The sequence below is a fragment of the Rhodococcus sp. YH1 genome (assembly GCF_009939605.1).
GTDB classification, from domain to species: Bacteria; Actinomycetota; Actinomycetes; order Mycobacteriales; family Mycobacteriaceae; genus Rhodococcus; species Rhodococcus aetherivorans.
Map to the genome: position 1 here is coordinate 17138 of NZ_WVTE01000270.1, position 11964 is coordinate 29101.

Genomic DNA, 11964 nt, shown 5'->3' on the forward strand with positions numbered 1-11964 from the left:
GGCCCGTGAGCCCCCGCGACGCGCGTGCCGACCTGCAACGGTCGCGCGCGTCGCGGGGCGACGCGCAGGCCCGGGCGGTGACGGCCCTGGCCCTGCTGTGGGCTCGGGGATGGGGCGGCCGCGTCGGCTTCGACGACGAGTTCGGACTCTACGTGTGCACCGGGATGCGCGGCGGCTACGCCCGCTCGGGCACGACGATCGGCGGGGTGTTCCTCACCGGCCGGCCACCGTCGCGCCGGATCCTGCGGCACGAGGCGGTCCACGCCGATCAGTGGGCGCGGTACGGGGCCGGATTCGCCGTCCGCTACGTGTGGGAGGAGCTACGCCACCCGGGTGCCCGCAACCGGTTCGAGATCGAGGCCGGCCTCGCCGACGGCGGCTACGTCTCCTGAGCCTGCCGCGCGTCAGCCGTTCAGCCGGGCGGTGACCTTCTCGCTCTCGACCCGTCGGTCGGTGGCGGCGGGATCCGGGTTGCTCACCTGCACCAGCGACGCGCCGACGGCGAGGACGGCGAGCAGGCCGTCGATCAGCGCCTGCGGGGTGCCCCAGTCGCGGCTCGACAGCACCCGGTCCGCGCCGGTGATGCCGGCGGCCGCGGCCGCGTCCCGGGCCGCCGCGATCACTTCGCCGGCCGTCCGTCCGTCGAGCACCGGTCCGCCGTCCCCGGCGGAGCGGAACTGGTCACCGTGCACCCGCACGTGCGTCGCGTAGTCGGTGACCCCCACCGGCAGGTCCGGCACGGGCCGGCCGAACGCGTCGAGCGAGAGGACGGCGACCTCGGCGACGTCCGCGACATCGTCGAGACGGTCCGCGCTGACCAGCGCGAGGTCCGCGTCGTCGGGTTCGAGCACCACCTCGGCGCCGGCCCACCATGCGCCGAGCAGGACCGCGGCACTCTGCCAGTGAGCCGGGAGCAGGACGGCCACCCGGCCGCCGGGCAGCAGACCGAACTCGTCGCGCACCATGTTCGCCGTCTTGGCGGCCCAGTTCGCCAGGGTGACCGCGGACAGCTCGATCCGGGCGCCGGACGCGTCGTCGTACCACGTGATGCGGGGGCCGGCCGGGTCGGCGGCCAGGATCGGATCGAGCAGGGTGTCGGTCAGGGTGGTCACAGCTTCCTCGTTCCTCAGTTCACGCAGCGGGGGCCGGCGGAGCCGGCGTCGATCGGCGGGGCGGCCGGGACGGACGTCGGGGTGGCCCCGGCGCTCACGAGATCCGATCCGGAGGCCACGGAGGTGACGTTCGCATCCGTGCCCGGCCCCGCGTAGTCCGCGGTGAGCACCACCCGCACCGTGTCGGCGTCGAGCGACGGGTCGGCGGCGGTGGCCAGGCCGCCGAGCGCCTCCGCGACGGCACGCGCCTGGTCGGACTCGGGGTCGGCGGCGAAGACCGTCGACTCGTCCACCGCGCGGCCGGTGTGGTTGCCGACGCCGCCCTCGACGAAGCCGTCGCCGACGAGCACGGCCGCGACGCGGGAGGCCAGGCCGCCGACACCACCGGCGTTGGCGACGTCCACCGTGATCGTGCCGGCATCGACCTCCGGTGCCGCGCTCGTCGTCGGCTGCGACCCGTCGTCGCCGGAGCCGGGATCGACGAGGTCGGCGACGAGGCGGCGCACCTCCTCCGGATCCACCTGCACCACCGATTCGCCGTAGTCGGTCATCGCGTTGAGGTCCTGGACGGGGATCGTGGAGAACTGCACGGCGCCGCCGGCGAGGTCCTGCATCCGGGTCGCCAGGTCGAGGATGTCCCAGTCGGAGTCCAGGACCACCGACCTCTGCACGGCCGCGCTGAGCTGGTTCAGCTTGGACGGGTTGCTCAGCGTCTTCGCGCTGAGCACCTTCTGTACGAGTGAGGCCATGAACACCTGCTGGCGCACGATTCGGTCCAGGTCGCCGCGCGGCAGGTCGTGGCGCTGCCGGACGAAGCTCAGGGCGTCCGCGCCGTCGAGGGTCTGCTCGCCGGCGGGGAAGTTCGCCCCGGACAGCGGCTCGTCGACGGGGTTGTTCAGGCACACGTCGACGCCGCCGACGGCATCGGTGAGCAGCACGAACCCGAGCAGGCCGACCTCGGCGTAGTGGTCGACGGTGACGCCGGTCAGGTCGGCGACCGACTCGACCAGTGCCTCCCGGCCCGCCTGCGTGGCCGCCTTCTCGGCGGCCGCATCGGACTCGCCGGCCTCGACGAGCCGCAGCCGCTCGGTCTCCTTGGTGGCGCCGAACGCGGCGTTGATCTTCGACATCCCGATGTCGGGCACCTCGACGTAGGTGTCGCGCGGGATGGAGATGGCGGTGGCCGAGGTGCCGTCGAGCGGCACCCGGACCAGGATGATCGTGTCGGTGTTGTTGGCCACTTCCTCGCCGGCCCGCAGCGCGTCGAGTTCGCGCTGGGACAGCGGATTGCCGTGCGCGTCGGTGCGGCTGTCGGTGCCCACCAGGAGGATGTCGAGGGCGCCGTCCCGGCCGTCGCCCAGGGTGAGCCCGCCCACCGTGGCGAGCGACGAGCGCAGCGAATCGATGCCGCGCCATGCGACGCCGGTGACGACCAGGGTGAGCGCCGCGGCGACGCTGACGGCGATCCGCAGCGGGCGGCCGCGGAATACCCCCGATCCTCCCCCCGCGTCGCGCGCCGGCACTCGGCGTGTGGGCGGCTCTGGCGGCACCTGGCGGTCCTCTCGTCGGGCGTCGGCGGTCGCACCCAGGCTACTGCCGAGACCGCGGCCCTTGTGGCACCCGCCGCGGCGTGCCCGGCTCGTACCGGGTGACAGCCGCGCCGGCTACCGGGTGACAGCCCGTGCCGGCTACCGGGTGACAGCCGTGCCGGCTACCGGGTGACAGCCGCGCCGGCTACCGGGTGACAGCCGCGCCGGCTACCGGGTGACAGCCGTGCCGGCTACCGGGTGACAGCCGCCCCGGCGTGCCAGACTCGTGCCCGTGCAGACCGTTCTCGTCACCGGAGCCCGCGGACAGCTGGGCCGTCACCTGCTCACCCGCGGCGCCGCGGCCGGCCTCCCGATCCGGGGCGTCGGCGCGGAGGAGGCGGACATCACCGATCCGGATGCCGTCGCCGCGCTCGTCGAACCGGGCGCCGTCGTGCTCAACTGCGCCGCCTACACCGCCGTCGACGCGGCCGAGACCCATGTGGAGGACGCTGCCGCGGTCAACGAGTGGGGACCGGCCCATCTGGCCGCCGCGTGCGCCGCCGCCGGAGCGCACCTGATCCACGTGTCCACCGACTACGTGTTCGCCGGCGACGGGGACCGCCCGTACCGGGTCGGCGATCCGACCGGGCCCCGGACCGTCTACGGCCGGACCAAGCTCGCGGGGGAGCGCGCGGTGCTCGACCGGTTGCCGACCGCCCACGTGGTGCGCACCGCGTGGCTCTACACCGGCGAGGGCAACGACTTCGTCGCGACGATGCTGCGGCTCGAACGCGAACGCGACACCGTGCGCGTCGTCGACGATCAGGTCGGCTGCCCCACCTACGCCGCCGATCTCGCCGACGGCCTCCTCGAACTCGCCACCCGCGCCGGTGCGGTGCCCGGCGGGGTCCTGCACGCGACGAACTCCGGGCAGGCCAGCTGGTTCGACCTCGCCCGTGCGGTGTTCGCCGAGGCGGGCGCCGACCCGGGCCGCGTGCAGGCCTGCGGCAGCGACGAGTTCGTGCGGCCCGCGCCCCGCCCGGCGTACTCCGTCCTCGACGGCAGCGCGTGGGCCGCGGCCGGGCTGACGCCGCTCCGGCCGTGGCGGCCCGCGCTGCACGCCGCGATCGGCGCCCTGCGGGCCAGGGCGTGATTCGGCGGGACACATCCGCGCGATCAGGTACTCGCGCATGTAGCCGTAGCCGCCGTGCAGCTGCACGCAGCGGTCGATCACCTCGCACTGCCTGTCGGTCAGCCAGTACTTGACCATCGCGGCGTCCGCGTCGTCGAGCTCGCCCTTCAGGTGCTGCTCGATGCAGTGATCCAGGAACACCTGGCACGTCCGGGCGATGGTCCGGCACTCCGCCAGCTCGAACGCGGTGTTCTGGAACTCGAACAGGCTGTGCCCGAACGCCTGCCGCTCCTTCGTGTAGCGGACGGTCTCCTCGACCGCGCGCTCCATCGCGCCGGCCGCCTGCGCGCCGATGATCAGCCGCTCCTGCACCAGCTGCGCCATCAGCTGCGCGAAGCCCTGCCCCTCGCTCCCGCCGAGCAGGTTCGCCACCGGCACCCGCACGTCGGTGAACGACAGCTCGGAGGTGTCGGCGCCGTGCTGGCCGACCTTGTCCAGCACCCGCCCGACCGCGAAGCCGGGGCAGTCGCGCAGGTCGACGATGAGCAGGGACACGCCCTTGGCACCGGCCTTGGGGTCGGTCTTGACGGCGAGCACGATGACGTCGGCCGACGAGCCGTTGGTGATGAAGGTCTTCGAGCCGTTGACCACGTACGTGTCGCCGTCGCGGATCGCGGTGGTCTTGATGGCCTTGAGGTCCGAGCCGGCGCCCGGCTCGGTCATGCCGATCGCGCCGAGGATCTCACCGGTGGCCATGCCGGGCAACCAGGTCCGCTTCTGCTCCTCGCTGCCGTACTCGAGGATGTAGTGGGCGACGATGCCGCTGTGCACCGAGATGCCCAGTGCGAGGTCACCCGAGTAGCCCTGCGCCTCGAAGACGGCCAGATCGTGGGCGAAGGTGCCGCCCCCGCCGCCGTACTCCTCCGGCACCGAGCACAGCAGCAGCCCGAGCTTGCCTGCGGCGAGCCACACGTCGCGATCGATGCGCCGCTGCGCGTCCCACTTCTCGGCGCGGGCCATCACCTCGCGCTCGAAGAAGTCACGGGCGAGTTCGGAGACCGCCTGTACCTCGTCGTCGTGCCAGGACGGCACGTGCTTCTTGACCATCGGTGTCCTTCAGCCTTCCGTCGCGTGTGACCGAATGTCACACCGCTCCACTTCGATCGAACTCATGTGACATTCGGTCACGTGGTGCGCAGCTCGCGCTTGAGCAGCTTGCCACTCTGGTTGCGCGGCAACGTGTCCACGAACCGGACGAGCTTCGGCACCTTGAACGGCGCGAGCCGCTGCTTGACGTGGTCGATCAGCTCGCGCTCGTCGACATCCGCGCCGTCGCGCAGCACGACGACGGCGGTGACGGCCTCGATCCACTTCTCGTCGGGCGTGCCGATGACCGCCACCTCGGCGACGGCCTCGTGGGTGTAGAGCGCGTCCTCCACCTCGCGGGAGGCGACGAGGATGCCGCCGGTGTTGATGACGTCCTTGATGCGGTCGACAACGGTGATGTAGCCCTCGGCGTCGCGCGTGACGAGGTCGCCGGAGTGGAACCAGCCGTCGCGGAACGCTTCCGCGGTGGCCTCCGGGTTGTCCCAGTAGCCCAGGCACAGCTGCGGCGACCGGTACAGCACCTCGCCGGACTCACCGTCGGGCACGTCGTTGCCGTCGGCGTCGACGACGCGGGTCTCGACGAACAGCACCGCCCTCCCGCACGACGACGGCCGGTCCTCGTGCTCCTCCGGGCGCAGAACCGTTGCCAGCGGACCGATCTCGGATTGACCGAAGCAGTTGTAGAACCCCAGGTCGGGGTAGCGCCCGCGGAGCCGGTTCAGCACGGTGACGGGCATGATCGACGCGCCGTACTGGGCCTTGCGCAGCGACGACAGATCGCGGGTCTCGAGGTCGGGGTGGTTCGCCAGCGGCACCCACACCGTGGGGGCGAGGAACAGCGAGCCGATGCGCTCGGACTCGACGAGCCGGAGGATCTCCGGGATGTCGGGGGCGGGCAGCAGCGTGATCGTGGCACCGACGGCCAGGTACGGCATCATGAACACGTGCATGCCGGCCGAGTGGTAGAGCGGCATGCAGACCAGCGGATTGTCGTCCGCAGTCAGGTCCAGCGCGACGATCGACGAGGTGTACTCGTGCACCAGCGCCCGGTGGGGCATCATGGCGCCCTTGGGCTTCGACGTGGTGCCGGAGGTGTAGAGCAACTGCACGAGGTCGGCGTCGGAGACGGTCACGTCGAGTTCCGGAACCTCGCCCGCGCACGCGGCGGTGAGCAGCGAGTCGTCGGCGTCGCGTAGCGGCAGGACGTGTTCGGCCGGGACGTCGGCGAGCACCTGCTCGAGGTTGCCGGCCAGGGCGGGGTCGACGAGGACGGCACGCGCCCCGGACTGACCGAGCAGGTAGCTCAGTTCCTCGCCGCGCAGCGCGTAGTTGATCGGCACGTGTACCAGGCCGGCCCGGGCGACGGCGAGGTACCCGACGACGTAGGCGTCGGAGTTGGTGCCGTACGCGGCGACGCGATCGCCCTGGTCCAGGCCCAGCGCGCGCAGCCGGGCGGCCGCCCGGGTGACCGCGTCGTCGAGTTCACGGTAGGTGAGGGTGCGGTCGCCGAACCGCAGGGCGGTGCGGTGGGGGAAGCGGGCGGCGCTGCGGTGCAGCACGCCGTCGACGGTGTTCGCGCGCGGGTCTGAGCTCATGATCGGACACGTTATAGGACGTCCAACCAATGGTCCAGACTTAACGCTCGATAAGCCTAGCGGCCCTGCCATACGGGACGGCGCTTCTCCACGAACGCGGTCATGCCCTCCTGCGCGTCGCAGATCATCGCGTTGGTCGCCATGGTCTCGGCCATCGCCTCGTAGGCCTGTTCCTGCGGCAGCTCGATCTGCCGGTAGAAGGCCTCCTTGCCGATCCGCACCGTCGCCGGCGACGCCGAGACGATCTTCGCGGCCAGCGCGGCGGTCTCGGTTTCCAGCGCCGCCGGGTCGACGACGAAGTTGACCAGCCCCCAGTCCGCGGCCGTCTCCGCATCGATGGTTTCGCCCGTGAGCAGCATCTGCATGGCCCGCTTGCGCCCCACCGCGCGGCTGAGCGCGACCATCGGCGTGGAGCAGAACAGGCCGATCTTCACCCCCGGGGTGCCGAACACCGCGTCCGACGACGCGACCGCCAGGTCGCACGACGCCACCAGCTGGCACCCGGCCGCGACGGCCGCACCCTGCACCGACGCGATCACCGGCTGCGGCACCGACTGCACGGTCTGCATCATCTCGGTGCAGGTGTCGAAGATGACCCGCTCGTCCTCGAGGGTGCGGCCGATCATCTCGCGCAGGTCGTGACCGGCGGAGAACACCGGCCCCTCGGCGCGGATCACGATCACCCGGGTCGCGGACTCCGCGGACAGCGCGCGCAGTCCCATCGTGACCTCGCGCATCGCCGCCGCGGACAACGGGTTTCGCTGATCGGGACGGTTCAGGGTGAGCAGGCCGATGCCGGAGGCCTCGTCGACGGCGATGAGAACGGCGGCGGGCTGGTCGGTGCGCGTGTCGGTCATGTGCTCCTGCCTACACGACCCCGACGGGGGTGGCCACCCCCCGAACGTGGGTGAGCAGTCGCAGCAGCGCGGCCGCCACCTCGTCGGCGCGCTCGACGATGAGCGAGTGCCCCGCGCCGTCGACCCGCACCAGTTCGGCGGCCGGCAGCCGCGCGGCGATGGCCCGCGAATGCGCGAACGGGGTCAGCTCGTCGGCCGACCCGCCGACCACCAGGACCGGGATCGCCGCGAGCACGGCCAGCGCCGCCGACTCGTCCAGCACCGCGAACGCCGCCAGGAAACGCGAGAGCGTCACGATCGACGTCTCGTTCGTCAGGGTCGTCGCCAGCGAACGCGCCCACGAATCCGTGGTGCCGCGACGGACCACCGGCGCGCACATCCGCCCGCCGACGCGCATCGATCCCTGCATCACCCGCGGCGCCCGTCGCACCGCGCGGTGCAGCACGGATACCGCCGGGTGCCGCAGGTAGCGGCCGAGCCCCAGGTCGGCCAGGCCGCTCGCCGCGGTCGCGACGAGCGCGGCGGCGACGACGCGGCTGCCGATCGCCTCCGGGTACAGCCGTGCGTAGGCCATCGCCACCATCCCGCCCATCGAGTGCCCCGCCAGCACCACGGGCCCGCGGGGCACGACGGTGCGCAGCACGGCGTCGAGGTCGTGGGCGAGCTGCTCGATGGTGTACGTCTCGGGCGCGCCGACCCCCGACCGGCCGTGACCGCGCTGGTCGTAGGCAACGATTCGGATCGCCGCGCCGGCCTGCCCGGCAAGGCGCTCGCGCACCGCCGACCAGCTGTCGGTGCGCAGGCAGTGCCCGTGCACCAGCACGACCGTGACGGGCGCGTCGGCGGGTCCGTGCACCCGCACCGACAGGGGCAGGCCGTCGTCGGCGGCGACGGTCACCCGACGCAGATCCGGTCCAGGCATCGCGGCCTCCCAGCGGTCGATCTGCCCGGAATGTCGTCGGTGCCCGACGGGGACGTTACCGCCGCGACCGAATCGTGACGACGCTCGGCGCCGAACCGATCGGCACGGAACTGCCGCACGGTTCCCGGACAGTGGCGCGCTCGATTCGCGGTCGACCGCCCGGCGCGGATCCGGCACTCAGCGTGGGGCGAGGGCCCGGATCATCTCCGTAGGATCGCCCGCGGTGGTCATCGCGATCACGGGGGTGGTCACACCCGCCTCGACGTACCGTTCGATGTGCTCCCGGCACGCCTCCGGCGGCCCGTGCACGACCAGCTGGTCCACCACGTGATCCGGGATCGCGGCGAGGGCCGCCGACCGCTCCCCCTCCCCCCACAACCGCCACATGCCCTCGAAATCCTCGCTGCGGCCCAGGAATTCGTGGAAGGCGCGGTAGACGGGGACGTTCATGTAGGCGGCGATCATGCGACGGCCGATGCTGCGGGCGGTCTCGGCGTCGAAGCCGGGCAGCACGAAGATGCGGGCGACGATCTCCTTGCCCGCTCCACCCTCGTGCACGTACGGCGCGACGGTGCGCACGTCGTCGGCCGAGAGCCAGTTGACGATCGCACCGTCGGCCTCGCGTCCGGCGAGGCGCAGCATGCCGGGCCGCAGGGCGGCGAGCAGCAGGGGCGGGGCGGGATCGGGGACGAGGCCGGCCCGGAACCCGCTGACCTCGAACGTGTCGTACTTGTGGGTGACCTTCTCACCGGCGAGCGCGGCGCGCAGGAACTGCAGCGTGTCGCGGGCCCGCTTGAACGGCTCCTCGAACGGGGTGCTGTTCCACTTCTCGACGATCACGTTGGACGAGGTTCCGACGCCGAGGACGAAGCGGCCCGGGGCGGCGGCGGCGAGAGTGGCCGCGGAGATCGCCAGGGTGGCCGGGCCGCGCGTGAACACCGGGACGATCGCGGTGCCCAGGCGCAGCGTCGGTGCCCACACGCTCGCCAGCGCCAGGGGCGTGAAGGCGTCGGCCACGCTGCTCTCGGACGACCACACGTCGGTGTAGCCGAGGTCGGGCAGTTCGGCGATCAGGTTTCGCTGATCCGGCAGGGAAATGCCGTCGAGAGGGATAGTCAGGCCCCAACGGCGCGGCGTCGCATCATCGCTCATACGCCACACCTTAGGCTGCGCCGGTGCGTCCTTCGGGCTGCCACGACCGCCCGAAGGACACACCGGTCCGTATGCTGGGCCGTTGTGCAGGTCTCTCAGCTCTGGCGTTACCCGGTCAAGTCGTTCGGCGGCGAGCAACTGCAGTCGGCGGCGATCGAGTCCGACGGGCTGCGCGGCGACCACATGTGGGCGGTGATCGACGCCGAGACCGGCACCGTCGCGTCAGCGAAGAAGGTGCGGGCCTGGTCGCGGCTGCTCGAGTGCCGTGCCCGCCTGCTCGACGACGCCGACCCGTCGGATCCGTCCGTCCTCGAGATCACGCTGCCCGACGGCCGGTGCACCCGCGGCGACGACCCGCGCACCCCCGGGCTGCTGTCCGAGCTGACCGGGCGTGCGTTGACCCTGGAGGCCCGCCCCCGCACCTACGACGAGGCGCCGTTGCACCTGCTCACGACGGCCGCCGTGGAGGCGCTCGGCACGGGCGACACGGCCGGTGTCGCGCTGCGCCGCTTCCGGCCCAACCTCGTGGTCTCGACCGGCGACACCGGATTCGTCGAGGACGACTGGCTGGGCCGGCGTGTCGAGGCCGGTTCCGTCGCGCTCGTGCCGACGCAGCGCACGGCGCGGTGTGTGATGGTGACGCTGCCGCACCAGGAGGTGCCGGCCCGGCGCGACATGCTGCGCACCGTCACCGACCGCAACCGCGTCCCGAACCGGGCGGGCGGCAAGCCCGCCCCCTACATCGGCATCTACGCCGACGTGGCATCGGACGGCGTTCTGGCCGTGGGTGATTCGCTGATCGTCCGCTGAAACGGATCCGCGCGCCGACCGGACGTCGACGCGCGGAATGCACCGCGCCGCTGTCGAACCGGCGCGCGGATCCGGGGAGAGTCGGCTCAGCGGCCGGCGTCCTTCGCGGGCAGGATGCGGGTGCGGACCTCGCCGAAGCCGATGCGGGTGCCGTCCGGACCCGGCGCGGTCGCGGAAATCGCGATCTCGTCGCCGTCCTCGAGGAAGGTGCGGGTCTCGTCGCCGACCTGAACCGGTTCCTTACCGCCCCAGGTGAGTTCGATGAACGCGCCGCGCTGGTCCTTCTCCGGCCCGGAGATGGTGCCGGATCCGAACAGGTCGCCGGTGCGGGTGGCGGCACCGTTGACGGACGTGTGCGCGAGCATTTGCGCCGGCGACCAGTACATCTGGGCGTACGGCGGACGCGAGACGACGTGGCCGTTCCATTCGACCTCGAGATCGATGTCCAGGCCCCACTTCTCGGTGCCCTTCAGGTACGGCAGCGGCTCCGGGTCCTGCACCGGGGTGTCGACGCGGGCGGCCTCGAGTGCGGCCAGCGGCACGACCCACGGGGAGATCGAGGTCGCGAAGGACTTGCCGAGGTTCGGGCCGAGCGGCACGTACTCCCACGCCTGGATGTCACGGGCCGACCAGTCGTTGAGGATGACGGCCCCGAAGCAGTGGTCGGCGAACTCGTCCGGGGTGATCGACGATCCCATCGGCGAGCCGACACCGACGACGAAGCCCATCTCGGCCTCGATGTCGAGACGGATCGACGGACCGAAGACGGGCGCCGGATCGTTGGGGCCCTTGCGCTGGCCACACGGGCGCACGATGTCCACGCCGGAAACGACGACGGTGCTCGACCGGCCGTGGTAGCCGACCGGCAGGTGCTTCCAGTTCGGCATCAGCGGCGACGGGTTGTCGGGCCGGAACAGCCGTCCGAGGTTCGACGCGTGGTTCTCCGACGCGTAGAAATCGACGTAGTCGGCGACCTCGATCGGCAGGTGCAGTTCGACGTCCGCGACCGCGTGCACGGCCTCGGCGGGCACGTCCCCGGTGACCAGGCTCTGCAGCGCGGCGCGAACCTCGTCCCAGCGGGCGCGGCCCTGCGCCATGAAGGCGTTGAGGGTGGGCTCGGCGAAGGCGGGGTCGTCGAACACGACGGAGAGGTCGAGGACGGAGTCACCGACGCGCACACCGACGCGGGGCTCCGTTCCGGCCGTGGAGAACACACCGTAGGGCAGGTTGTTCGCGCCGAAGAGCGAACCTTCCGGAATGTCGATGACGGTCATGCAAGGGATCCTTCGGTGATCGGGGACATCGTCGACGGGGCCAGGCCGACCTCGACGAGATCGGCGAGCGGCTCCGCAATGCTGCAGGTGCCGAACGAGCGGAAGCTGTTGCGCAGCTCTTCGATTCGAGCAGGCGACAGGTCGCGCAGTCGGGCGGCGAGGCCGGCGCCGTCCCGGTCGGCGAGCACCGCCGCGACGGCCGCGGTGTCCGCACCGTCGAGCACGGCGTCGACGGCGGCGAGCACGTTGAGGAATCCGTGCTGTTCGAATCCGGTGTGCGGGTCGGTGTTGCGGACCGCGTGGTGCAGGCCCGCCGTGGCCTTGAACGGGACCTTCGTGCGGACCACGGTCGAGAGCGCGTCGGCGAGTTCCCGTTCGTCGGGGTACGCCTCCGCGACGACCCCGCCCGTGCGGAACTTCGCCGCGTAACGCGACCCCACGAGTCCCTGGAGGATCTCGGCGCGGCGCTCGTCG

General features: G+C 72.1%; 10 protein-coding genes and 2 pseudogenes. 3 read left to right on the forward strand and 9 right to left on the reverse strand.

What is annotated here, in order from left to right; translation table 11 throughout:
- Positions 1-5 precede the first annotated feature (5 nt).
- Positions 6-392, forward strand: a complete 387-nt coding sequence (locus AIIKEEIJ_RS27780) for a hypothetical protein (protein WP_338021025.1) — start codon at positions 6-8, stop codon at positions 390-392.
- A 12-nt stretch (positions 393-404) separates the two neighbouring features.
- Here the strand turns inward: AIIKEEIJ_RS27780 and AIIKEEIJ_RS27785 are convergent, their stop codons facing one another.
- A complete protein-coding gene (locus tag AIIKEEIJ_RS27785; protein ID WP_043801451.1) occupies positions 405-1112 on the reverse strand; it encodes a TIGR03089 family protein in 708 nt (235 codons plus the stop codon).
- Between the two features lie 14 nt (positions 1113-1126).
- Positions 1127-2662 carry an LCP family glycopolymer transferase gene (locus AIIKEEIJ_RS27790; RefSeq protein ID WP_161997007.1) on the reverse strand — a complete coding sequence of 512 codons (1536 nt, stop codon included), beginning with the start codon at positions 2660-2662 and terminating at the stop codon, positions 1127-1129.
- 271 nt (positions 2663-2933) lie between these two features.
- On the opposite strand from AIIKEEIJ_RS27790, the gene rfbD reads away from it, so the two are divergent.
- Entirely contained in the window at positions 2934-3794 is an 861-nt protein-coding gene (gene rfbD, locus AIIKEEIJ_RS27795; protein ID WP_338021026.1) for a dTDP-4-dehydrorhamnose reductase, read from the forward strand.
- Positions 3795-3806: 12 nt separating this feature from the next.
- Here the strand turns inward: rfbD and AIIKEEIJ_RS27800 are convergent.
- The 5 genes and pseudogenes from AIIKEEIJ_RS27800 to AIIKEEIJ_RS27820 all read right to left on the reverse strand — a co-directional run.
- Positions 3807-4880, reverse strand: a pseudogene (locus tag AIIKEEIJ_RS27800) (acyl-CoA dehydrogenase family protein); the annotation flags it as partial.
- 77 nt (positions 4881-4957) lie between these two features.
- Positions 4958-6475, reverse strand: coding sequence for an acyl-CoA synthetase (locus AIIKEEIJ_RS27805; protein ID WP_006939808.1), 1518 nt, complete (start codon positions 6473-6475; stop codon positions 4958-4960).
- Positions 6476-6531: 56 nt separating this feature from the next.
- On the reverse strand, positions 6532-7332 hold the full coding sequence (locus tag AIIKEEIJ_RS27810; RefSeq protein ID WP_050035992.1) for an enoyl-CoA hydratase: 801 nt from the start codon (positions 7330-7332) through the stop codon (positions 6532-6534).
- Between the two features lie 10 nt (positions 7333-7342).
- Complete coding sequence (locus AIIKEEIJ_RS27815; protein ID WP_161997011.1) at positions 7343-8230, reverse strand: alpha/beta fold hydrolase; 888 nt, start codon at positions 8228-8230, stop codon at positions 7343-7345.
- Between the two features lie 201 nt (positions 8231-8431).
- Positions 8432-9406 carry an LLM class F420-dependent oxidoreductase gene (locus AIIKEEIJ_RS27820; protein ID WP_006939812.1) on the reverse strand — a complete coding sequence of 325 codons (975 nt, stop codon included), beginning with the start codon at positions 9404-9406 and terminating at the stop codon, positions 8432-8434.
- Between the two features lie 84 nt (positions 9407-9490).
- Between AIIKEEIJ_RS27820 and AIIKEEIJ_RS27825 the strand changes: the two genes are divergently transcribed.
- Entirely contained in the window at positions 9491-10216 is a 726-nt protein-coding gene (locus AIIKEEIJ_RS27825; protein ID WP_161997008.1) for an MOSC domain-containing protein, read from the forward strand.
- An 86-nt stretch (positions 10217-10302) separates the two neighbouring features.
- On the opposite strand, the gene fahA is transcribed toward AIIKEEIJ_RS27825, so the two are convergent.
- Both fahA and AIIKEEIJ_RS27835 read right to left on the reverse strand, forming a co-directional pair.
- Entirely contained in the window at positions 10303-11490 is a 1188-nt protein-coding gene (fahA, locus tag AIIKEEIJ_RS27830) for a fumarylacetoacetase (protein WP_006939815.1), read from the reverse strand.
- Positions 11487-11964, reverse strand: a pseudogene (locus tag AIIKEEIJ_RS27835) (hypothetical protein); the annotation flags it as partial. The pseudogene AIIKEEIJ_RS27835 and the gene fahA, both read right to left, overlap by 4 nt.